A 22,316-nucleotide genomic window follows, 5' to 3' on the forward strand; every position below is an offset into this window, starting at 1 on the left:
GGCGAGTACTAGGCTCCATCATCGTCCGATGAACCCAGCACCCCGCCAGGATCCGAAGACCCTGCACAGGTGCCACCTGGTGCGCGAGGGGGGAGTTGAACCCCCACGTCCTTTCGGACACACGGACCTGAACCGTGCGCGTCTGCCTATTCCGCCACCCGCGCTCTGCTTATCGACACCATAACGTCTGGATGTCGACTCCGGCAAAGTAGTCTATCACGCACCATCAGTACACCAAGCATGCCGAGCAGCTACCGCCGTGGCTGGCCTGAACTGCTACATCTGATGGATTCGTGTCCTGGCCGGAGCCACGTCCAGATGCTGTCCCCGGTTACGATCGGTGCGCAGATACACATCCGCGATACACCGCGACAAGAGGGGAGGGGGCCATGGGCGTTCTGCAACGCTTCGAGCGGCGGCTCGAAAGCCTCGTCCAGGGCGCTTTCACCAGAGCGTTCCGGTCGGAAGTTCAACCTGTCGAGATCGCTGCGGCCATTCAGCGCGAGCTTGACAACAACGCCCAGATCGTCAGTCGTCAGCGCTCCCTCGTGCCCAACACCTTCACCGTCGAGCTCGGGCCGAGTGATCACGATCGCCTGGCCCCGTACTCCGACACGCTCGTCCAGGAGTTGACCGACCTCGCCAAGGAACACGCCGATCTCCAGCACTACGCCTTCACGGGTCCGATCGCCATCAGCTTCGAGCGACACGAGGATCTGAGCACCGGACAGTTCCGGATCCGGAGCCAGGTACGCGCGGGTGTCGACCGTGCCGACTCATACGCGCCGCCACAAGCCAATCAGTCGGCAAGCGCCGGGTATCTGGTCATCAACGGCACGCAGCATCCGATCATGGCTCCCGGTCTCGTCCTTGGCCGCGGAAGCGAATGCGACATCCGCATCGACGATCCCGGTATCTCGCGTCGGCATGTCGAGATCCGGGTCTACCAGCACGGACATGACACACAGCTACTCGCTGTGGATCTTGGATCGACCAACGGTACGGTGATCGATGGCGCTCGGGTTCCGCAGGCACCCGTCACCGAAGGCTCGACCATCACGCTGGGTTCCACCGTCGTCTATGTACACCAGGGGAGGTGAGGAGTGTCCGAGCTCACCTTGACGGTCATCAAGCTCGGCTTCCTTGCCGTGCTCTGGCTGCTGGTCCTCTCCGTCACGTCGGCCATGCGCGCCGATCTGTTCGGCGTGCGGCCCCCGAAGCCACCGAAACAATCCCGCGAAACCGTGCGGCAGAACAAGCAGTCCCGCGGTGGCAAAAGCTTGCCCTCGCAGGCCGTGGTCATCGAAGGCCCCGATACCGGCCGCAGCGTGCCCTTGGAAGGTATTCCGGTCACCATCGGCCGAGGCGACACGTGTACCTTGCCATTGGCCGATGAATACATCTCCACGCAGCATGCGCGGCTTCGTTTCCACGAGGGGCAGTGGTATGTCGAAGACCTCGGGTCCACCAACGGCACCTATATCGGCAATGATCGGTTGACTCGCAGCACGCCGGTCAATGTCAAGAGCAGGTTCCGGCTCGGCAAGACCGTCGTAGAGCTACGGAAGTAGGCCGCTGATGCCGTTGACACTGCGCTACGTTGCTCGCTCCAACGTCGGTCTGATCCGGGAGGGCAACGAGGACTCGGGGTATGCGGGCCCGTACCTGCTGGCCGTCGCCGACGGCATGGGCGGTCATGCCGCCGGTGAGGTTGCCAGCCGCGCCGCGATCGAGGAACTGGTCGCGACGGAGAACGTACCCACCGACGACCCTCTCGAAGCGCTGTCTACGGCCATCGATACCGCGAACGACCGCATCCGTGAGCTCATCTCCGAAGATCCTAGCCGCGAGGGCATGGGCACGACGGTCACAGCCATGCTGTGGACGGGATCGACACTCGGGCTCGGACACATCGGCGACTCTCGCGCTTACCTGCTACGCGGCGAGCACATCTTCCAGCTTTCGCACGATCACACCTTCGTGCAGTCCCTCGTCGACGAAGGAAAGATCACGGAAGAGGAGGCCGACGTCCATCCCGCTCGGTCGCTGATTCTCAAGGCGCTGCAGGGGCAGGGCGTCGTCGAACCCGACCTCACCACCATCGACATCGAGCCCGGCGATCGGGTGCTCGTGTGCAGTGACGGGTTGTCGGGTGTCGTGTCCGACGACACCCTCGCCGAAACCCTCCACTCGATTCAGGGACTGGATGACGTCGCCGACGAGCTCGTGCGGCTCGCACTCGCCGGCGGCGCCCCGGACAACGTGACATTGATCGTTGCTGACGTCGTCGAGACCGAGGAGCCTCGGTCCCCGGACGAAACTGCGGAGGCCTACATCGTCGGCGCCGCTGCGGGAGACCAACCACCTGGCAAGGAACGCCCGCACCGTGGACGCACCGCTACCGCGTTACGTGCGTTGCTGGGCGCCGAAGAGAAGCCGCCGGATCCCGAGGATCTCGAGGCGTTACGCTACGCCCCGCGACCTCCGAGCAAGTACCGGTGGGTCCGGAGGGTGGCGTTGCTGATCATCATCGTCGTGATCGGGTGGGGAGGTCTGAGCCTGGCGAACAACTGGGTCAGCTCGCAGTACTATGTCGGTCAAAGCGACGGCGAGGTCGCCATCTATCAAGGACTCAGCCAGGAACTCGGCCCGATCCGGTTGTCTGAACTGCACGATATACCGGGTGGACTTCCCGTTGATGCCCTCCCGGCGCTGTACCGAGAGCAAGTCGATGGCACGATCGCCGCCGACAGCATTCAGGACGCCGAACAGATCGTCATGACGCTGCGACGGCAGGCCTGCGACTCGGCGGCCGAAGACGAACAGTCCGACGACACGAGCACATCATCCACGCGCTCACCTGACGAATCCGAAACCGAATCCGAGCCCACGTCCCAGCCCGAGCAGACTCGCGGCACGGACCGTTCCCCCCGGCCGCGAGCAACCGTGGAAGAACAGGCCGAGGCCGAACCGGACGGTTGGGAATCGACGGGTGCGGATCTCGACTGCACGGGGACGTTGTGATGATGAAACGAGCACAGGCGGGGATACGGTGAGTTTCGATCAACACAGAGCGCCCACCGCGCCGGCGGATGAGTCCGTCGTCCCTCGACGGGGACGCGGCACCGAGTTGATCCTGCTGATCTTCGCGGCCGGGATCTCGACGTTCGCCTACGTCAACGTCGATCTGGGCGTTCGCGGTGACGTCCCACCCAACGCCCTGGCCTACCTGTCCGGATTCTTTCTCGTCGCAGGGATCGCGCATGTCGTGATTCGGATGCGGGCACCGTATGCCGATCCCACCATCCTCCCGATCGTGGTCACGCTGTGCGGTCTCGGATTGGCCATGATCCACCGATTGGACCTCACCGACGACACCACCCTGGCGGCGACCCAGCTGACGTGGATGCTCGTCGGCGTCGCGCTGTTCATCGGGGTACTCATTGCCATAAGTGATCATCGCGTTCTTGCCCGCTATCCCTATCTTGCCGGCCTGAGCGGGCTCGTGCTCCTGATTCTTCCGTTGCTGCCCTTCATCGGGCACGACATCCGCGGTGCGCAGATCTGGATTCAGATCGCCGGGATGAGCTTCCAGCCCAACGAGGCAGCAAAGATCGTTCTCATCATTGCCTTCGCGGCCTACCTGGTCAAAACCCGCGACGCGCTCGCCCTCGCGGGCCGGCGATTCCTCGGCGTCGACCTGCCGCGGGCTCGCGACCTCGGACCGATCTTGCTGGTCTGGCTCGGTGGCCTGGGCATCCTGACCCTTCAAAACGACCTCGGGCCGTCGATCCTCCTGTTCGGCATCTTCGTGCTCTTGATCTACATAGCCACCGAACGGATCTCGTGGGTGATCCTTGGCCTGTTGCTGATCGGCGTCGGTGCCTTCACTGCATACCACGTGGTCGCGCACGTTCAGAACCGTTTCGATCTCTGGCTCAACCCACTTGATGACCCCAGCAACCAGATCGCGCAGTCCTTGTTCGGACTGGCACACGGCGGCGCGGTCGGCACCGGACTGGGCCAGGGCTACCCAGACATGATCCCCATCGCGGAGAGCGACTTCATCGGCGCTGCATTAGGTGAGGAACTCGGGCTGGCGGGCCTCACCGCGATCATCTTGCTCTACGCTCTGCTCGTATCCCGCGGCTTGAAAGCGGCCCTGGTGATACGGGAACCGTTCGGCAAGCTGCTTGCCGCCGGCCTGGCCTCCGGCCTGATGCTGCAAGTCTTCATCGTGCTCGGTGGAGTGACCCGGCTGATCCCAATGTCCGGCATGACCACGCCGTTTCTCGCACTCGGTGGTTCGTCGCTCGTGATGAACTGGGCACTGGTCGCCTTGCTCATCCGGTTGTCCGACGCCGCACGCCGACCCGCGCCGACCGCCACTCCGTCGTTCAGCGACGACGCCGTCACTCAGGTGGTGAGGGTACGGTGAACTCCCCGATCCGTCGCGTATCGGCCGGGTGCCTTCTTCTCGTGGTGGCGCTGCTGATCAACCTGACCTATATTCAGGCGTTCTGGGCAGACGAGCTGAACGCACACCCGGACAACCGAAGGGTCACCATCTCCGAGTACGCCAGGGAACGCGGGCCCATCCTCGCAGCCGACGACACCCGGATCGCCGTCTCCGAAGAGGTGGGCGGGGACTTCGAGTTTCTCCGGAAGTATCCGGACGGCCCGCTGTATGCGCCAGTGACCGGCTACTACTCGTATCAATATGGCCGCTCGGCCACGGAACGGGCACAGAATGCGATCTTGTCCGGTGAGGACGACCGGCTGTTCGTCCGTCGGCTGATCGACCTCGTCACCGGTGAGGAACCGAAAGGCGGCGGGGTCAAGCTGACGATCGACCCGGCAGCGCAGGAGGCGGCGTACGAAACGCTCGGAAACAACAAGGGATCGGTCGTGGCCATCGATGTGCGCACCGGCGCCGTCCTCGCCATGGTCAGCAAGCCGTCTTACGATCCGAACCCGCTGGCCAGTCACTCCCTAAGTGAACAGCAAGAACACTGGGAGCAGCTCCAAGCGGATGACGAACAGCCCCACCTGAACCGAGCCATAGCCCAGACCCTTCCGCCCGGGTCGGTATTCAAACTGGTCACCGCGGCAGCGGCGCTCGAATCCGGCGAGTACGAGGCCGACTCCACGGTCCCCGGGCCTGCCGAGTACGACCTGCCGCAAAGCGAACGGAACCTGCCCAACCAGAACGGGGAACCTTGTGGAAGCGATGGTGAGACCACGCTGACCAACGCGCTGCGGATTTCGTGCAACACCGCCTTCGCCCACCTCGGCGAGGAGCTCGGTGCCGACGCACTTCGCGATCAGGCGCAGCGGCTCGGGTTCAACGCACAGCCCCTCACCGACGACGACATGAACGCGGCCGCCAGCGTCTTCCCCGACGATCCGGATGCACCGCAGACCGTACTCTCAGCCATCGGACAATTCGACGTGCGGGCGACGCCGTTACAGATCGCCATGGTCTCGGCGGCCATTGCCAACGATGGCGTGCTGATGGAACCATACCTCGTCGACGAACTACGCGCGCCCGATCTCGTATCGACTCTTCATCAGACCGAGCCAGAAGAGGCCTCGCAGGCGATGTCGGCGGGCACGGCGCGCCAGCTGACCGACATGATGGTCGAGGTCGTCGAAGACGGAACGGGCTCCAATGCAAGCATGTCTGGAATCGAGGTGGCCGGCAAGACGGGCACCGCCCAGAGCGCTCCCGAACGACCACCGTACGCATGGTTCACCTCGTTCGCGCCCGCCGATGATCCCCAGGTGGCCGTTGCCGTGGTGATCGAGGAAGCACCGGACACGGCACGGGACGACATCGGTGGTGGCCGACTGGCAGCTCCGATCGCCAGGGCCGTCATGGAAGCGGTGATGGACGAATGAGCATGTCGTCTCATATCTCGAACAGAAGCCACGGTCGGGGCAGCGGCGAGCATGCTATAGCCGGTACCGTGCGCATGCGCGGCGACGATCATATGAGAAAGGGCCAGGGATGAGCGAGACGCCACTCCTCGGAGACCGCTATGAGCTCGGCGAGGTCATCGGCCGGGGCGGCATGGCCGAGGTACGACGAGGCCGCGACACCCGTCTCGGCCGGATCGTCGCGCTCAAGATGCTCCGCGTCGATCATTCGACCGATGCCACGTTTCAGGCACGGTTCCGGCGGGAGGCACAGTCCGCAGCATCGTTGAATCACCGCAATATCGTTGCTGTGTACGACACGGGGGAAGACGTCGTCGAGGGCCATCGCATCCCCTACATCGTGATGGAGTACGTCGAGGGCCAGACACTGCGTGAGATGGTCCGAGATCGTGTCCGGTTCACGCCGGAGCGCTCGATCGAGATCATCAGCGCGGTCCTCGACGCACTCGAATACAGCCATCGGGCCGGCATCGTGCATCGGGACATCAAACCCGGCAACGTCATGATCACCACGACCGGCGAGGTCAAGGTGATGGACTTCGGCATCGCCCGGTCCCTCGCCGATACCGGCATGGCCCTCACCCAGACCGCCGCCGTCGTTGGTACCGCGCAGTACATCTCACCCGAACAAGCCCGCGGGGAGCAGGCCGACGCCCGCAGCGATCTGTACGCGTGCGGATGCGTGATGTACGAGATGCTGACCGGGCGGCCGCCCTTCGTCGGCGAATCGCTCGTCTCGGTCGCGGTGTCCCACGTTCGGGAGATGGCCAGCCCGCCGTCCATGCTAGATCCCTCGGTGCCTCCTGACCTCGACGCCATCGTCATGAAGGCCCTGGCGAAGGGGCGCGATGAGCGTTATCAGAGCGCCTATGAAATGAGCTCGGACCTGCAACGTGCCGCCGGCGGCCATCCTGTCGCCGCGTTCGCCGACACCGCCGCGGCGACACAGTTGATCAACGGTTCGGCATCCCCATACGACGGGACTCGTGCCCTCAGCGACGACACGCTGACCGGTGACGAGGAGGACGACGACGAAACCGGTGGTGTCAGCTGGTGGGCCGTGGCGCTCGGCTCGCTGGCGGTACTGGCCATCGCGGGTCTGATCGGATTCCTGATCTTCCGTTCCGACGGCGTGCCGCAAGTCACCATCCCCTCGATGGTCGGCGAAACCAGGGACCAGGCGGTCGAGATGCTCGAAAGCCGCGACCTCGTTCCCGTGGAGGAAACCGAGGAAACCGACACCGACGGGGAGGTCGGCTCCGTTATCCGTCAGGATCCGGGACCCAACACCCAGGTGGAGCAGGGCTCGCAGGTGGAGATCGTGATCGGCGTGGAACCCGACGCCGTCGAGGTTCCCTCCATCGAGGGCCGCCAGCTGGAGGATGCCGAGCTGGCCATCGAGGATGCGGGCCTCAGCGTGGGAGCCATCGAGCGGGAGAATAGCGACCGTCCCGAGGACGAGGTGTTGAGCACCGACCCGGCGTCGGGTACCGAAGTCCCCCCTGGCTCGACCGTGAACCTCACCCTGTCAAACGGAATCGAGGAGATCGAGGTTCCCAACCTCATCGACGAGCCACGACTCGCCGCGGAGAACGAGATCGACCGTCTCGGTCTCGAAGCCCAGGTCGAGACACGGGTCACGGGCGATCACCCCGAGGATACGGTTTTCGACCAGGATCCCGACGAGGGGACGATGCTCGAAGAAGGCGACACCGTGATCATCTTCGTGGCCGAGGCCCCACCCGAGAACGATGAGAACGGTGACCAGAACGGCAACGGGACCGACAACGGGACCGACAACGGCAACGGCAACGACAACGGGACCGACAACGGCAACGGCAACGACAACGGGAACGGTAACGACAACGGGACCGACGACGGCGCCGACAACGGCTGGGACGACGGCAACGACAACGGCAACGGCAACGACGACGGGACCGAGAACGGCGAGGATGGGGGCGGCGAGGGGGGAATCGACCTCTGACGGCTGCCCCTGGACTCGTCGCGGAACGCCTTTCTTCGCTACGAGATCACGGGGGTGAGGCCTGCCGAGCGTTCGATGGCACCCGTGTCACCGCAGACGGCCAGCCAGTTGGCCAGCATCCGATGTCCGCCCTCGGTCAGGACCGATTCGGGATGGAACTGGACACCTTCGACCGCGTGTTGACGGTGCCGCAGGCCCATCACGACGCCACCGGCCGTCCACGCCGTGACATCGAGCTCCGCTGGCACGTTTCCCGGATCAACCGCGAGCGAGTGGTACCTGGTGGCGGTGAACGGATTCTCGAGGCCGTCGAGCACACCGGTTCCACGATGGCTCACCGTGCTGGTCTTGCCGTGCAGCAGCTCGGGTGCCTGCCCGACGGTGCCGCCGTAAGCCACACCGATGGCCTGTAATCCCAGGCAGACGCCGAAGATCGGTACCCGCCCCGCGTACTCCCGGACCAGTTCGACACAAACACCGGCCCGCTCCGGAGTCCCGGGCCCTGGCGAGAGCAGTACGCCGTCGAAATGATCCACGGTCTCGACATCGTCGTTGCGACGGACCTCGCATTCGGCGTCCAGCTGTTGAAGGTATTGCACCAGGTTGAACACGAAACTGTCGTAGTTGTCCACGACGAGTATGCGCCGGCTCATGACCGCGACCCCGATCCTCGTGGACCTTCGTAGCCGGGCATCGTCACGGACTCCTTTACCTCGACTTCGTAGCCCAGACCGAGGGCGTCGGCGGCCGAGCGGAACCATGCAACCGCCCTGGATTCCTCGAGCGCTCGCTCCATCGCCTCGACGTCACCGATCGCCGAGATCTCGTACGGCGGCGCGTATTTGCGTCCCTCCAGCAACAGCACCGACCCCACGCATCGAACGGTGCTCGTGCTGCCGATGCGCTGGTCCATGACCATCATCGCCTCGGCACCTCCCGCCCACATGGCGTTCATTACGGCTTCGAGATCTTGCTGGTGGACGATGTAGTCCTCGTCGTTGGTGTTCGGAGGCAGATCCTGCGAGCCCGCCTGGGGTGAGTCATCGAGAGTCACGGTGATGGCTGGTCCCTGCACTGGCTCCATCTGTGCGGCTGGAAGGACCTCCTCGATCTCCTCCTGGATCTCCTGCGTCTCGTGGTCGCCCCGGCTGTCGGTCAGGCTGTCGATCTCATCCTCCAGCTGTTGGGCTTGAGCAGCCAGCTGCTGGACCCGGCGTTCCTCACTGCGTACGAGATCCGGCATCTCGAGCAGATCGCTACCACGCAGGTCCGTGCCACCTGCGGTCTTGTGGCTGATGACGAACAAGATTCCGCACAATGTGAGGATGAACGGTGCCGCGGCCTTCCAGCCGCGCGCCGACGACGTCGACGTTGGCATACCCGCACCTCCCCGGAGGATGTATATGGAATGTACAGCTCCTACTACGCTATCCGAGCGAACCAGCTGACAAGACATCGACCAGCCCAGTCCGACACGAGAGGAACCGACCGTGCCGAAATCCCGCCGCCGTAAGAGTGACGACTCCGCCGTGCAGGAACAGCGTGGAGACCGCGAGCCAGGGACCTCGGGTCGCTGGGTCGTGCCGACGATGCTCACGCTCCTCATCCTGGGCCTCGTCTGGATCGTGACGTACTACCTCCTTCGGGAGTACATCCCGTTCATGGAGACGCTCGGAGGATGGAACCTGGTCATCGGAATGGGGTTGATCACCGGAGGGTTCGTCGTCGCGACCCAGTGGGAGTGATGGTGAGAGCCGGATGGGCGAGTGACGCGATGCCTACTCGGCTACCGCCGTCCACAACCAACTGTGGACAGTTCGTGTCGATATCCACACCCTTTGCCAGATTGACGACGATTCTTCATGATCGTCGTCATTTCCGTCCTGCGCTGTGACGACAAGTTATCCACAAGCTCATTCCACAGGTGTGATTACACGGGTGTAGTTTTCCCCACTGTGGACCACACCTGTGGATAACTTGGGTCACGCCAAGGTGAGGAGAAGGGTGCCCGCGATCCCGAGCGCGACCACTACGCTGCCCGCCACGCCCCACACCGCACGGTGCCGGCGTGGGGCGCGAGCGAAGACGAGCGCGAGCAGCGCGCCCACAACCAGGCCCCCGAGGTGTGCTCGCCAGTCAATGCCGGGAACCGTGAACCCGATCACCACATTGAGGGCCAGGATTACCACCACGGCGCTGACGTCTCGCCCGAACTGCCTCATCACGACGAACAGGGCGCCCAGCAGGCCGAAGACGGCGCCCGACGCTCCCAGCGACATCGTGTACGGACCGGCGGCGAGCAGGGAGGCCGCCGAGCCGCCCAGCGCCGACAAGAGATAGAGCGTGATGAACCGCCACCGCCCCAGCACGGGTTCCAGCGCCTTGCCGAGGATGAACAGCGCCAGCATGTTCATACCGATATGCCAGACCTGCTGGTGGATGAACGCCGCGGTCAACAGGCGATACAGCTCGCCGTCGACGACGCCGATCGACACCGGGTCCGGGGAGTAACCGAGGACGAGGGCGAACCGGGCGGGAATCTCGTCCCAGCTGGCCCCGTAGACCATCCGCATCTGATCCGACACCGGGCCGGTCTGCACCACCAGGACCAGGAGCCAGATCGCGACGTTGATCCCGATCAGGGTCTTGGTGATCAGATCCCCGTGCTCGCGGACCTTACCTCCGAGCACCGTCCTGGCCTGCCGAACCGACTTGTTGCCTTGCTGAATGCATTCCGGGCACTGAAAGCCCACCGGAGCCGTCGTCATGCAGTCCGGACAGATGTGACGCTCGCAGCGCGAACACCGGACATAGGTCTCGCGATCGGCGTGCCGGTAACATGTCGGCACGCTCGTGCTGTCGGGATTCGAACTCACGTCGCTCCAGTGTGCAGTCGTTCGGAACGGGCTAGCTTCGCGTGATCGTCACCGACTCGACGACGACGGATTCGACGGGACGATCGGCACGGTCCGTTTCCGTCGCCGCGATGGCGTCGACCACCTGACGGCTCTCGGCGTCGGCGACCTCACCAAAGATCGTATGCTTGCGGTTCAAGTGCGGCTGCGGGCCGACGGTGATGAAGAATTGCGAACCGTTCGTGTTCGGACCAGCATTCGCCATCGCCAACAGGTACGAGCGGTCGAAGACCAGCTCGGGATGGAACTCGTCGGGGAAATTGTATCCGGGCCCGCCGCGGCCGTTCCCGAGCGGGTCGCCACCCTGGATCATGAACCCAGGTATCACTCTATGAAAGATCGTTCCGTCGTAAAGCTTCTCGGTGGTCTGCTCGCCCGTCGACGGGTCAACCCACTCCCGGGCGCCCTCGGCGAGATCCGCGAAGTTGCGTACCGTCTTCGGCGCATGGTTCGGGAACAGGTTCACCGTGATGTCCCCACGGTTGGTACTCAGACGTGCTTGCGTTGCGTCGGCCACAGTCTGCCTTTCGGATTGATGCATCGATTTGACTTCATCTTCCCACGCCGGGCTCTTAGTAGGCATAGGGTCGGAAAGCAAGGCATGATCTAGAGAGGATATGGCTAACGAATGGCCGTGGGCCCGAGCCAACATGATGAACGAGGAGGCCCGTCGTGAGTAGGTTGTTCCGCATGAGACGGAAGAAGAACCAAGAAAAGGCTGTCGCAGAGGCGAGGGAGGCTGCTATCCACGCACGTAACGCGGCACGCAATGCGGGAAGGCGCGCACGGGACGCGGCTGAACCAGTCGTCGGATCTGCGCGGGAACGAGTCGGGCCGTTCGTCGACTCGGCCGCAGAACGCATGGGCCCACGTATGGACGCGGCCCGGGCCAGGGTCGGCCCGAAGGCCCGTCAGGCGCGCGAGTCGTTCACAAGCGACGTCGTACCGCGCATGGCTGGCTCGGTTGCCGGTGCGGCTGACAAGCTCTCCGAGCGTGCACACGAGCTGTCGGAGCGCGCGGCCGAGATCGCCGAGGAACCGAAGCGTCAACGCCGAAAGCGGCGTCGGCGTCGCGTGTTGCTCGTCCTGAGCGCGTTTGCCGCTGCCGGCGCGGCTGTCGGCGGTGTGTTGAAGCGCCGAAGCGACGAGCAATGGGCCACGTACGACCCGTCCGCCGGTCCGTGGGCTCCCGCGCCGGAACCGGCCAAGGAAGACGAGCAGGGTTCGTCGGCCGGAGAATCCACCGCGGAGAAGGTCGGCACGGAAGGCGACCGCGACGAGCAGTCTGCGGACTCGAGCCAGGCGGCACAGGGGTCCGGCCAGACCTCCGGAACCTCCAGCCAAGACGCAACCAAGAAGACGGCCGCGAAGAAGGCTACGACGGCCAAGAAGTCGACAGCCAAGAAGTCCACATCGACGACGAACGAAACGTCCAGCACGTCCGGGAGCTCGTCGGGCGGAGATCAGGCAACGCTGGACAACCAGAACTGACGTACCTTGGCGTCACGTTCGATGACGTACGCGGAAGCGGCCTCGTGCTGGACACTCTCCACCACGAGGCCCTTTCCCGTCAGCACGGCGGGCGGGTTCCCAGAAAGACTTCTCGTGGTGGCCGGTCCTCCGTGTTCCGCTCGGTCACCACATCGACCCGGAATCCCGCATCACGGAGGATCTGCCGCCACGCCTCCCGGCTGAACAGGCCAGTGCGATGGGTCTCGTGCACCACGGTGGTTCCCGACTCGGGGGCGTGCAGCAGGAACACGTACTCGGTCTGGATGACGGTATCTTCGACGTCCGGGTCCCAGCTCCACGCGAGGAAGCGCGCACCACGATCAGCGTCGTCGCTGCCCCCGTGCTCGGTGTACGGTTCGAACGTCTCGGCTACGTCATCAGGGACAAAGACGGCTAACCCGCCCGGGTGGCAATGAGCGAACGCGGTGTCGACGGCCTGCCGCAGCTCTGATTCGGTCAGCATGTAGCCGATCGCATCATGCACGAAGATCGCGTCGAACGTCTCGTCGAGCCGGATAGTTCGCATGTCACCCGCGTGATGCACGCACTCCGGATTGAGCCGCCGCGATATGGCGAGCATGTTCTCGGACAACTCAACCAAGGTCATGGTGAATCGCGACTTCAAGTGAGCGGCATTGTTGCCTCCGCCGCTGCCGAGCTCCAGGACACTGCGCACGGGATGAGAAGCACGGCCCAGCACCTCCGCGAAAAAGGCCGCCTCCTCCACGTACTCGCTGGGTGGAGAGATCAGTGGCCACCATCCCGCGAGCTCGTTGTAGAGCTGGTATTCGTTTGGCATGGACCTATGATGCTCCGCCGAGGATGTCTTTCTACTCGTTCTGCCGGCCCTCCCGTCCGTCATGTCGTCCATGGCGTACCGAGACCACGGAGGAATCCGAGTTTTTCGGCGGCTTCGGTGTTCGGCGCACTGCTGTACACAACGACACGTAGATCCCCGGAGGGAACGGCGAGAACGTCGCAGTCGAGTTCGAGCGTTCCCACATCGGGGTGGTGCACTGTCTTGGTCTGCGTCGTGTGAGCACCAACCACATGCGAGTCCCAGAGGTGTCCGAAGCGTGCGCTGACATCACGCAACTCGGTCAGCAGAGCTCGCAGCCCCACATCGACTGGATAGCGGGCACTCGTCGCTCTCAGATCGGCGACCACGGCGGCTTCAAAACTGCGTGCCCGTTCCGGCGTGTGAGTCACGCGCCCGACTTGCCCCGTGAAGTGCTGCCACACCACGTTGCGATCACGCTCCGCAAGCCCAGAGGGATCGCCGAGCAGCTCAGCATATAGCCGGTTCCACGACATCAGGGTCCATGCCGCGTCGAATACGCCTACCGGTGTGCCCTCCAGCCAGTCGATCAACCGCTGCACACTCCGGGAGATATCTGTCGGTATGTCGTGGCGCATCGGCTCCGAATGACCGGCCAGAAGGAACAGGTGCCGCCGTTCCTCGTCAGCGAGACGAAGTGCGCGCGCCAACGCGGTGAGATCGGCGTCATGACGAGCGATCACGGGGCTGCTCGACTACGCGCCGAGCTCGACCGGGTGCAGCGGCTCGGCATCGAATCTGTGCCGGTCTTTTACTTCGACGACGGATCCGTCCTGGACGGTGAGCAGGCCGAGGAAACCCTTCTGGCGGCGCTCGACACGCTCACTACTTAGCCCCGCGCCGTCCCGTAATGGCCCGCCACAGCACCAACAGGACGAGCGCTCCACCGATGGCAGTCAGCCACGATGAAAGACTCCAGAACTCATCGAGCGGCTCGGCGTCGAACAGGGCGCCTGCGAGGAATCCTCCGAGCACCGCACCGACGACGCCGACAAGCATCGTGACGATGATTCCACCGGGATCTCTGCCAGGGAGGATGACCTTTGCAATCGCACCGCAGATCAGGCCGAGGATGAGAAACGCGATAATGCCCACGATGGCACCTCCTTCGCCTTGATCTCACAGCCTACCCACCGTGCGCCGTTCTCACCGGCTAAAAGAAATGTTCGCCGACGACATAGCCACCGCTGGCCATGATCAGTTTCCCTCGGACCGACGACGACGTTGTTGACATCACCTGTCAGGGATCGGTGACACGATCCACGATATGAGTGATGCATTGGAAGGCAAGGTTGCGCTGGTTGCAGGTGCGACGCGGGGTGCCGGTCGCGGCATCGCCGTGGAGCTGGGTGCCGCTGGAGCCACCGTCTACGTCACAGGACGAAGCACCCGGGAGCAGCGATCGGAGCTGGACCGCCCGGAGACGATCGAGGAGACCGCCGAGCTGGTGACCGCGGCCGGTGGCCGTGGTATTGCGGTGCAGGTCGACCACATGGAGCCCGACCAAGTGCGGGCGCTCGTGGAGCGTATCGATCGGGAGCAGGCGCGGCTGGATGTCCTAGTCAACGACATCTGGGGTGGAGAGCTGCTGGCCAGCTGGGACGACAGGCTGTGGGAACACTCGCTGGACGACGGTTTTCGTCTCCTTCGGCTCGCCATCGACACTCACATCATCACCAGCCATTACGCCCTGCCCATGCTCATTCGGCGGCCGGGAGGGCTCGTCGTCGAGATCACCGACGGGACCATCGAGTACAACGCCACCAACTACCGGGTCTCCTTCTTCTACGACCTGGCGAAGGTATCCGTCACGCGAATGGCATTCGCGCAAGCGCGAGAGGTGGCGCCATACGGAGCAACAGCAGTGTCACTGACGCCGGGCTGGTTGCGTTCGGAGATGATGTTGGGTCACTTTGGCGTGACCGAGGAGAACTGGCGCGATGCGCTCGCCCAGGTTCCCCATTTCGCGATCTCTGAGACTCCGGCGTTCGTCGGACGTGCGGTGGCTGCGTTGGCAGCCGATCCCGCCGTGGCACGTTGGAATGGAGAATCGCTGTCCAGCGGGCAGTTGGCTCAACACTATGGCTTCACCGACGTGGACGGGAGCCAGCCCGACGCATGGCGGTATCTCGTCGAGGTTCAAGATGCCGGCAAGCCGGCCGATGTCTCCGGATACCGCTGAGTACGTCACTGTCGGCAGCCGCATCGTCGCGCAATGTAAACACGGCTCTTGACACGGACCACGTCGTGATCAACGATGGTTTTCTATTAAAAAACTTTCCTATCTAAGTCACCAAGCCGTTGCTCATGGATCGCTAGGGGGTGGTAGCCAAGAAAAGTGGAAATCTTGTTTTCATTTCATGTCTCGGCGATTGAGCAGTCAGGAAGGAGGACCGAGCGAACGGGTGGGACGAGCGAACAGGGGGAAGTGAACAACTGAAGGAGGGACCGGAACATGAAACGTACGTTGATCCGGACCGGAATCACCACGTTCACAGGCACCGCCACGGTGGTCGCCCTGGGGCTCGTCGGTGCTCCATCTGCAGCGGCACACGGCTACACCGACAGCCCAGTCAGCAGGCAGCTACATTGCTCGGAAGGAACGGTGGACAACTGCGGCCCCATCCAGTGGGAGCCGCAGAGCGTGGAAGGACCTGACGGTTTTCCAGAATCAGGTCCACCCGACGGCAAGATCTGTGCCGGTGGCAACGAGGCGTTCGCGCCCCTGGACAACCCGCGCAGCGGGAACTGGCCCGCCGAACAGCTGCAAGCGGGCGCCAGCCACGAGTTCCAGTGGACATTCACCGCACCGCACAGCACCTCGAAGTTCGAGTACTTCATCACCAACGACAACTACAACCCGCTCGAACCGCTCACGAGGGACATGCTGGAACCCGAGCCGTTCGTCACGATCCCATTCCAAGGGCAGCCACCATTCGAGTACTCGCATGTCTCCCAGCTGCCCGCCAACAAGGAAGGCAGGCACCTGATCCTGGCAGTATGGACGGTGGCCGACACGGCCAATGCCTTCTACGCCTGCAGTGACGTGGAGTTCGGCGACGGAGGCGGGGATCCGCCCGACCCGCCGGATCCGCCCGATCCCCCGGAGGAGTGCGACGAGCCGACCTGGGACCCGGACACGGTCTACCTGGGTGGCGACACCGTCAGCCACGAGGGCGCAGAGTACCGCGCCCGGTGGTGGACGCAGGGCCAAGAGCCTGGCACTGGTGGTGAATGGAGTGTCTGGGAAGCGCTCGGCGACTGTGAAGAGCCGTCCTCGTCGACCTTGACGAGTGTGGGCGCCTGGTAGTTAGTACGCGACGCCGGCCGGACGCCTCGGTGGCCACACATACGCACCGCGGTGTCCGGCTGGCGGAGCGACAGAGCGTTTTGGATGCCGATGACGTGTGCATGTCGCAGGCATGCGATAGTGACGAGGATTTGGCCACGCCTCCGTGTCTCCTTGATGTCATCGCAACCGTACGCGCTGAGGAAATGAACCGATGAGCACACCCGAGCCCGACGAGGCGGCGCAAACTACCGAACACCGGATCGCCGTTCTCGAAGACGAACTTCGGAAACAGAAAACGTTCGGTGGCTATGCCCGGCTATATGCACCGCTTGCTGCGCTATCCGCGACGTTATCCTTCACGCCGATCTTGAACGATGTCGTCGTCGAGCACGGCGGCGGAACGGAGAGCCGGCGCACGTTCGGCACGCTGTGGGATATGGCAGGGCGTTCCGGGGGAGATCCGGCGGCGCTCGGCATCATGCTGGTGGGGATCTTTACTGCGTTACTGGTCGCCGCGACATGGCGACCCACCACTCTCGGGCTGCCAGTGGGCATCGTCGTGGCTGGCGTACCGATCCTTCTCATGCTGATCGTCCGGCCAAGCACCGGAAGCCCCACACCCGATCTGAGTCCGTACGGCGTGGTGGGCGTGGTAGTCATCGTGTCGGCCTGCCTTCTGGCCGTCGTCCAGGCGGCGCATCATCTGTCTTCAACACACGGGACGGGCTCGGACACCGGGACAGAGCTAGAGACGCCTACCGCGCCGGACGCGGCTCCGGACGCAGCCACAGACCCCCGCGCGGACGAAGCGTGAGCAACGGATCAAGTGCGAGCGGCCGTTCCAGTACAGGGCGGAGCTCCCAACGGCGCGTTATCGTCGCGAGTGCAAGGACTCCTTCGGTCCACGCGAACCCTTCACCGATACAGCGTCGAATCCCCGCACCGAACGGAAAGTATGCCCACCGCGGCCGGTCTTTCGAGCTGGCATCGAGCCAACGGTCCGGCCGGAACTCGTCAGGCTCGAACCACCATCGTGAATCACGATGGACGACCCATTGCGGAAGCAGGACGAGGTCTCCGGCGCGAACGATGTGATCGCCCGCGCGGTGATCATCAACGGCTTCCCGGGCCATCATCCATGACGGTGGGTACAGCCGTAGGGCCTCGGACATCACCGCCCGGCACAGCGGGAGGCGATTCGCATCATCGGGCCTCGGAACATCCTGGTCGAGGATTTCGTCCACCTCGGCGTGCACCCGCTGCTCGGTCTCGGGATCGTGAGCAAGAAGGTGACAAGCGAAGGCAAGCGCGTTCGCCGTCGTCTCGTGCCCGGCGAGCAGGAGCGTGACAGCGTGATCACGGATCTGTTGGGCAGACAATTCCCCGTCGTCGGGGTGGATCAACGCGGAGAGAAGATCGCCCGCGTCAGCGGCGGTTGCCTGGCGTGCCTCGATAACCCGGTCCACGACGCGATACAGCTGCTCCCGGCCACGACGCAACCGGCGGACAGGGCCGATGGGGAGCCGCTGGAGTCGCCAGCCGAACGGCACGAACGCCAGCTTGTAGGCACCGAGCAGATCAGCGACGGCGCTCTCCACTGTCCGCACATCATCGTCCTCCACATCAGCGCCCAATAGTGTGGAGCCGGCAGACGCCAGCGTCAGCCGCACGGTTTCGGCGTGGACATCGAGTGGCCTACCCGGTGTCCAACTGCCGCGCACCTCGGCAGCATTCGCGATCATCGTCTCCGCGTATCCCGCGACGCGTCGGGAATGGAACGCCGGCTGCACCATCGACCGGTGCCGCCGATGGACGTCTCCTTCCGCGGTCAGCAACCCGTCGCCCAGCACGAGCCGGGCCCGCTGGAGCACTGGACCCTTCCGGAACCGGTCGGCGTGGTCGACCAGGACACCTCGGACATCGTCAGGATGGCTCAACACCCAGCACCGGTACGGACCCAGCTTGATCCGAACGACGTCGCCGTGTTCCCTGGCCACCCGCGTCAGATAACCGAGCCGGTCGGACCCGAACGCGAGCAGGTCGCCCACGAACGGAAAGGTGCGACCTGCCATACGGTAACGCTACGAACTTCCGCGCTTCCCTCGCCACGCCGACCGACAACGCCCTAGCGACGCCGGTAATGCAGGCCAACAGCACCGTGACGCAGAGCCGTCACGCCCGCGGTCTCAAAGCCCGTGCTCACCCCGTCGGGCAACAAGCGCAGGCCGCCACCGGCCAGCACCGGTACTACAGCTAGCCGCAGGTCGTCGATCAGGTCGGCACGCAGCAGGGCCTGGATCACGCTGGCGCTCGGGAGCACCAGAACGTCACGGCCCGGCGCCTCGCGCAAGGCTCTCACCTCGTCCTCAAGGTTCCGCGCGATCCGCGAGTTCTCCCACGGTGCGTCGGTGAGGGTGCGGGAGACCACGACCTTCTCCGTGGCATCGAGCCATTGCCCCAGAGCGCGGGTGCGGGAGTCGGTGCGCTCATCGCGCGTGATGCCCGGCCACACCGCATAGAAACCCTCGTAGTTGATGCGACCGAGCACGATGGTGTCCGCGCCACGCCAGATGCCCTCGAAGTATTCAGCGGTCTGCTCCTGCTGGGCGTGCTCGTACAACCAGCTATCGTCAGCCGGGCCGCCCGGCCCGCTGCTGTAACCGTCAATGGTGATGTTCGCCCAGGCGACGATGCGGCGATGACTCATGGGTTTCTCCACTCCTGTATCGATGAATCCTTCTGCCAGAGAGTCGGAACACGCCTGCAGGAATCGACACCGATTCCTCAGGAGATTTCGTCGGCAGCCAGAAGATCTGGTCAGGAGCACTACGACGCCGTGGCGTGGTGTCAGTACGGTGCACCCGAGGTGCTGCCGGCTGGACGATCTTTCCATGCGCACGAGTGCGGCATGCCCAGCGTATTCAACTATCTTCACAGATCGCCAACGATGGCTAGTTTGGAACGTCTTGCGGACTATCTGATCTTTGGTTCGTACGTGCCCAGGCGTCAGATCATCTGGTCATCTCCACCGTCGACTGGTGGGCTCCCACGTCTGATTATCGACGGCGTGTGCGAGCGCCGGGTCAGCGAACTTAATCACGGCATTGAGCAGTTCGCCGAATGTTGCCGGTAAGTGGTCGTGATTGCTGAGATCCTGGCCCGCGAGATCGACAATCGCGGGTGGGGCGACGATTCCCGAACGCCGCCAGCAACACACCACCCTTGAGAGCAAACCTCTCTCCCGGACCGAGCTCTCGGCGAGTCGAGCGAGGAAACCTTCCAGGACGTACGGCTAAATCAACTCGTCGATCGGCCGCTCCGATGCCCGAGCTTGCCGCTGCAGATCCAGGTACGCAGCCCCGCCAGGGGTATCTCCCGAGACACGGCTCACAGCAGGATCTCCAATGTCTGACGCAGCGGCGTTACAGCTCGCGGGAAAGCCTTGGCTATGCGCAGCAGCGTTGAGGGCTGCCCGCCCTTACGTAACCACCGCTTCAGCGCCTCGTTCATCAGATCGGCCCCTTCAAGATGACGCATCCGGAAGACATCGACAATGCTGCGCTCAGCAGAGTAGAGCCCGATACCGCGGCCACTATCGATCGTGAGAGCCTCCCGGCCGATGTCGAACGTCGCGAGGTCGAAATGGTGCCACCGGACGGCGACGGTGGTTTTCGGTGTCCATGCCCCGCGAGGAACAGCAATGTCGATCGCCGCCGGGATATCGTCGATCAGGTCATGTCGAGCCAGCGCCGAGCGCAGGCAGATCGTCGCACGCGACGACTTGGCCGCGATCTCGATCAGGTCTTCGTCACCATGCCAGTCACTCTTGCGATATAGTCCACGCGCCAACGTCGTGACGTGCCCACGAGCGATCAGATTCCGCAGCTGACGCTCACCGATCCGCTGCTTACCCTCCGAGTAGCGGAAAGTATCCGGATTCACCCACACGAACATCCGGCACACGTAAGCCTCACTCGCCGTCTCAGCGGCACAAACGCCAATGCCCTACAACGGATGCGTGGACACAAGAAGGCATCCATGACCCTCGACGTATACGCCGACCTTGTAGGCGTCGGCTTCGTCGGACACGGAACTGTAGATTACTTCCGACCCTCGACCAGTGCCCTGATCGCGTCCACGCCTTCGACTACATCGCCCTCTTCGATGGAACGATCCGCTTCTTCCAGGGCTGCTCTAGCTGCGGGATCAGAGAGCACTTCAATCGTCTCGCGTAGCCGGTCAAGCTCACCGGACGGCACAACGTCAGCGACGTGCTCACCGTGGGCAATGATCGCAACTGACTGGCCGTCCTCGGCACGGCGCACGGCGTCTTGCCACGCTGTCGTTTGCTCGTTCAGCGCGTCCAGCGAGACCGACTCCCCAGCACTCATGAATCTCATGATAAATCCACGCGACCTGCGTGGGCGATCTATACGTGCGCGTGCACCCGCGCCAAATGGCTGGGCGTCTCTCGAACGCTCGCCGTCATGACAGGCGGCCCCGACGCGACGACTGCACCGCCGGTCTGGGCCTGGACCGAAACCTGTCTAGGAGGAATCGGCCGTAGAGTCGACCCTACACACCTTCCGTTGTATCGCTCGTCGGCACGGTAATCACTGGAACGTCGCGTGCTACGAGTACCCACATACTGGTCTGAACAATCGGACGCTGGCCGAGGCGCACAGGGCGCAACGGACCGCGATCGCGAACGCGCTCGACATGCCAGACGATCACGTTGCGGTGGACGTGGCCCCGGTACGGTTGCCGTTGGTCCATCGGCATCTTGCTCGTAGCGAGCAGCTGCGTCGAGAAGCCATCCGAGCCAACGGTGCCGCCGCACATGAGCGTCGTGCAACGGAACGTGCCGAGCCGTTCAACCCGGACGACAACGGCTGGTTGGACTACCTGTACATCAAGGTCGCCGACCACATCGCCGCACGCATCCGAGTCGGCGAACTCCCGGCCTGTGCCCGGCTACTGAACGAGCGACACGTCGCCGCCGAGTACGACGTCCACGAGGCGGGTCCACGCGAAGGTTCCCCGCACGGCGCGGTCGTGTTGAGACTGGCTAGAGCGATTCGGCAGGCATCATCACCTCGGCTCCCGGTGTCGGTGCCGTCACCGGCGCGGTCATCCTGGGGCGACTCGGCGATATCAACCGGTTCACATCGCTTGCCGCGGTCCGCAGTTTCAGCGGCTTGGTACCCTTCCTCGACGCCTCGGGCCTCTCGGACAGACACGGCGGCCCAACGAAACGCGGCGACGCGCGCTCCTTTTTACGGTAGGCAGTCCCCAACCACTGACCTGCAGCAACACCACCAGATGGACCCGAGATGGACCCCCGCACCCGAACGCGCGGGTTTGGCCCCCGCCACACCAAGCGGTTCACCAAGCTCCGGGAGAAGACCGGGCTACCCCCGGTGCGGTTCCACGATCGACGTCACGGTGCAGCGGCCCATCTGATCCATGCGATGGGTGGGGCGAAGAATCCTGCGGCGCTGAAGACGGTGCAAGAGATCATCGGTCATGCGTCCGCGCGGCGTTTACGTCGGACGTGTACGCCGTGGTGCTCGATGAGATGGAAGAGAAGGCTGCTGAGGTCGCGGCAGCGATGATCCCACGAGCCGACCGGTGATGGATCAGCCTTTTGCGCTGGGTCCATCAATGGTCCATCTTGATCTTCTTCTTGGGCGACTGAAAGGTGCCCACACGCCGATGACCTGCACTCTTGTGGGTGGAGACGAGGGGACTCGAACCCCTAACCCCTGCCTTGCAAAAGCGTTCCAGCCTCCCCGCGCAACCCCCGGAAATCCGCCCTGACCAGCACGTTTATGC

The 22,316-nt window shown here is 63.9% G+C and carries 24 protein-coding genes, 1 tRNA gene and 2 pseudogenes; 15 read left to right on the forward strand and 12 right to left on the reverse strand.

Annotation, left to right across the window (positions count from 1 at the left end):
• Positions 1–77: 77 nt before the first annotated feature.
• Positions 78–164: transfer RNA gene (locus tag DPM12_RS10440), tRNA-Leu, on the reverse strand.
• Positions 165–389: 225 nt separating this feature from the next.
• Between DPM12_RS10440 and DPM12_RS10445 the strand changes: the two genes are divergently transcribed.
• From DPM12_RS10445 to pknB, 6 genes are all read left to right on the forward strand, one after another.
• Positions 390–1,100, forward strand: a complete 711-nt coding sequence (locus DPM12_RS10445; RefSeq protein ID WP_112258270.1) for an FHA domain-containing protein — start codon at positions 390–392, stop codon at positions 1,098–1,100.
• 3 nt (positions 1,101–1,103) lie between these two features.
• The gene (locus DPM12_RS10450) at positions 1,104–1,571 is read left to right on the forward strand and encodes an FHA domain-containing protein FhaB/FipA (protein ID WP_112258271.1); all 468 of its coding nucleotides are present in this window, start codon (positions 1,104–1,106) and stop codon (positions 1,569–1,571) included.
• Positions 1,572–1,578: 7 nt separating this feature from the next.
• A complete protein-coding gene (locus DPM12_RS10455; RefSeq protein ID WP_112258272.1) occupies positions 1,579–3,024 on the forward strand; it encodes a PP2C family protein-serine/threonine phosphatase in 1,446 nt (481 codons plus the stop codon).
• A 28-nt stretch (positions 3,025–3,052) separates the two neighbouring features.
• Entirely contained in the window at positions 3,053–4,438 is a 1,386-nt protein-coding gene (locus tag DPM12_RS10460; RefSeq protein ID WP_112258273.1) for an FtsW/RodA/SpoVE family cell cycle protein, read from the forward strand.
• A complete protein-coding gene (locus DPM12_RS10465) occupies positions 4,435–5,901 on the forward strand; it encodes a peptidoglycan D,D-transpeptidase FtsI family protein (RefSeq protein WP_112258274.1) in 1,467 nt (488 codons plus the stop codon). The genes DPM12_RS10460 and DPM12_RS10465 overlap by 4 nt, the downstream gene beginning before the upstream one ends.
• A gap of 109 nt (positions 5,902–6,010) precedes the next feature.
• Complete coding sequence (gene pknB, locus DPM12_RS10470) at positions 6,011–7,924, forward strand: Stk1 family PASTA domain-containing Ser/Thr kinase (protein WP_112258275.1); 1,914 nt, start codon at positions 6,011–6,013, stop codon at positions 7,922–7,924.
• A 38-nt stretch (positions 7,925–7,962) separates the two neighbouring features.
• Here the strand turns inward: pknB and DPM12_RS10475 are convergent, their stop codons facing one another.
• Together DPM12_RS10475 and DPM12_RS10480 are read right to left on the reverse strand one after the other, a co-directional pair.
• Positions 7,963–8,577, reverse strand: coding sequence for an aminodeoxychorismate/anthranilate synthase component II (locus DPM12_RS10475; protein ID WP_112258276.1), 615 nt, complete (start codon positions 8,575–8,577; stop codon positions 7,963–7,965).
• The gene (locus DPM12_RS10480) at positions 8,574–9,302 is read right to left on the reverse strand and encodes a DUF881 domain-containing protein (RefSeq protein ID WP_158542849.1); all 729 of its coding nucleotides are present in this window, start codon (positions 9,300–9,302) and stop codon (positions 8,574–8,576) included. Before DPM12_RS10480 ends, DPM12_RS10475 begins: the two co-directional genes overlap by 4 nt.
• Positions 9,303–9,414: 112 nt before the next feature.
• On the opposite strand from DPM12_RS10480, the gene DPM12_RS10485 reads away from it, so the two are divergent.
• Positions 9,415–9,669, forward strand: a complete 255-nt coding sequence (locus tag DPM12_RS10485) for a cell division protein CrgA (RefSeq protein ID WP_112258278.1) — start codon at positions 9,415–9,417, stop codon at positions 9,667–9,669.
• A 237-nt stretch (positions 9,670–9,906) separates the two neighbouring features.
• Here DPM12_RS10485 and DPM12_RS10490 read toward each other — a convergent pair whose 3' ends face one another.
• Positions 9,907–10,800, reverse strand: a complete 894-nt coding sequence (locus DPM12_RS10490) for a rhomboid family intramembrane serine protease (RefSeq protein ID WP_112258279.1) — start codon at positions 10,798–10,800, stop codon at positions 9,907–9,909.
• A 31-nt stretch (positions 10,801–10,831) separates the two neighbouring features.
• Positions 10,832–11,356, reverse strand: coding sequence for a peptidylprolyl isomerase (locus tag DPM12_RS10495; RefSeq protein WP_112258280.1), 525 nt, complete (start codon positions 11,354–11,356; stop codon positions 10,832–10,834).
• A 173-nt stretch (positions 11,357–11,529) separates the two neighbouring features.
• Here DPM12_RS10495 and DPM12_RS10500 point away from each other — a divergent pair, with 173 nt between their 5' ends.
• On the forward strand, positions 11,530–12,330 hold the full coding sequence (locus DPM12_RS10500; protein WP_123788226.1) for a hypothetical protein: 801 nt from the start codon (positions 11,530–11,532) through the stop codon (positions 12,328–12,330).
• A 79-nt stretch (positions 12,331–12,409) separates the two neighbouring features.
• On the opposite strand, the gene DPM12_RS10505 is transcribed toward DPM12_RS10500, so the two are convergent.
• Entirely contained in the window at positions 12,410–13,150 is a 741-nt protein-coding gene (locus tag DPM12_RS10505; protein ID WP_158542850.1) for a class I SAM-dependent methyltransferase, read from the reverse strand.
• 59 nt (positions 13,151–13,209) lie between these two features.
• Positions 13,210–13,872, reverse strand: a complete 663-nt coding sequence (locus DPM12_RS10510; RefSeq protein ID WP_123788225.1) for an MmyB family transcriptional regulator — start codon at positions 13,870–13,872, stop codon at positions 13,210–13,212.
• Between DPM12_RS10510 and DPM12_RS23190 the strand changes: the two genes are divergently transcribed.
• Complete coding sequence (locus DPM12_RS23190) at positions 13,858–14,022, forward strand: thioredoxin domain-containing protein (protein WP_158542851.1); 165 nt, start codon at positions 13,858–13,860, stop codon at positions 14,020–14,022. The two genes, DPM12_RS10510 and DPM12_RS23190, sit on opposite strands and share 15 nt — an antisense overlap.
• Here the strand turns inward: DPM12_RS23190 and DPM12_RS10520 are convergent.
• Entirely contained in the window at positions 14,015–14,284 is a 270-nt protein-coding gene (locus tag DPM12_RS10520; protein WP_112258285.1) for a GlsB/YeaQ/YmgE family stress response membrane protein, read from the reverse strand. The genes DPM12_RS23190 and DPM12_RS10520 overlap by 8 nt on opposite strands.
• Positions 14,285–14,456: 172 nt before the next feature.
• Here DPM12_RS10520 and DPM12_RS10525 point away from each other — a divergent pair, with 172 nt between their 5' ends.
• The 4 genes and pseudogenes from DPM12_RS10525 (at position 14,457) to DPM12_RS10535 (ending at position 17,295) form a co-directional block, all read left to right on the forward strand.
• Positions 14,457–15,371, forward strand: a complete 915-nt coding sequence (locus DPM12_RS10525; RefSeq protein ID WP_112258286.1) for an SDR family oxidoreductase — start codon at positions 14,457–14,459, stop codon at positions 15,369–15,371.
• Positions 15,372–15,644: 273 nt separating this feature from the next.
• Positions 15,645–16,244, forward strand: a pseudogene (locus DPM12_RS10530) (lytic polysaccharide monooxygenase auxiliary activity family 9 protein); the annotation flags it as partial.
• The gene (locus tag DPM12_RS24280) at positions 16,236–16,499 is read left to right on the forward strand and encodes a carbohydrate-binding protein (protein ID WP_342778774.1); all 264 of its coding nucleotides are present in this window, start codon (positions 16,236–16,238) and stop codon (positions 16,497–16,499) included. The pseudogene DPM12_RS10530 and the gene DPM12_RS24280, both read left to right, overlap by 9 nt.
• A gap of 193 nt (positions 16,500–16,692) precedes the next feature.
• Entirely contained in the window at positions 16,693–17,295 is a 603-nt protein-coding gene (locus tag DPM12_RS10535; protein WP_112258287.1) for a hypothetical protein, read from the forward strand.
• Here DPM12_RS10535 and DPM12_RS10540 read toward each other — a convergent pair.
• From DPM12_RS10540 to DPM12_RS10550, 3 genes are all read right to left on the reverse strand, one after another.
• Positions 17,237–18,553, reverse strand: coding sequence for a cytochrome P450 (locus DPM12_RS10540; protein ID WP_112258288.1), 1,317 nt, complete (start codon positions 18,551–18,553; stop codon positions 17,237–17,239). The genes DPM12_RS10535 and DPM12_RS10540 overlap by 59 nt on opposite strands.
• A gap of 53 nt (positions 18,554–18,606) precedes the next feature.
• The gene (locus DPM12_RS10545; RefSeq protein WP_112258289.1) at positions 18,607–19,188 is read right to left on the reverse strand and encodes a dihydrofolate reductase family protein; all 582 of its coding nucleotides are present in this window, start codon (positions 19,186–19,188) and stop codon (positions 18,607–18,609) included.
• A gap of 680 nt (positions 19,189–19,868) precedes the next feature.
• A complete protein-coding gene (locus DPM12_RS10550; protein WP_112258290.1) occupies positions 19,869–20,435 on the reverse strand; it encodes a type IV toxin-antitoxin system AbiEi family antitoxin domain-containing protein in 567 nt (188 codons plus the stop codon).
• A 30-nt stretch (positions 20,436–20,465) separates the two neighbouring features.
• On the opposite strand from DPM12_RS10550, the pseudogene DPM12_RS24285 reads away from it, so the two are divergent.
• A pseudogene (locus DPM12_RS24285) lies at positions 20,466–20,546 on the forward strand (tyrosine-type recombinase/integrase); the annotation flags it as partial.
• Positions 20,547–20,581: 35 nt separating this feature from the next.
• Here the strand turns inward: DPM12_RS24285 and DPM12_RS10555 are convergent.
• Positions 20,582–20,872, reverse strand: coding sequence for a type II toxin-antitoxin system Phd/YefM family antitoxin (locus DPM12_RS10555; protein WP_112258291.1), 291 nt, complete (start codon positions 20,870–20,872; stop codon positions 20,582–20,584).
• A 699-nt stretch (positions 20,873–21,571) separates the two neighbouring features.
• On the opposite strand from DPM12_RS10555, the gene DPM12_RS24290 reads away from it, so the two are divergent.
• A complete protein-coding gene (locus DPM12_RS24290) occupies positions 21,572–21,766 on the forward strand; it encodes a transposase (RefSeq protein ID WP_342778775.1) in 195 nt (64 codons plus the stop codon).
• Positions 21,767–22,316 lie beyond the last annotated feature (550 nt).

Origin of the sequence: Phytoactinopolyspora halophila, assembly GCF_003287285.1 — a bacterium.
In the GTDB taxonomy this organism is placed as follows: Bacteria; Actinomycetota; Actinomycetes; order Jiangellales; family Jiangellaceae; genus Phytoactinopolyspora_A; species Phytoactinopolyspora_A halophila.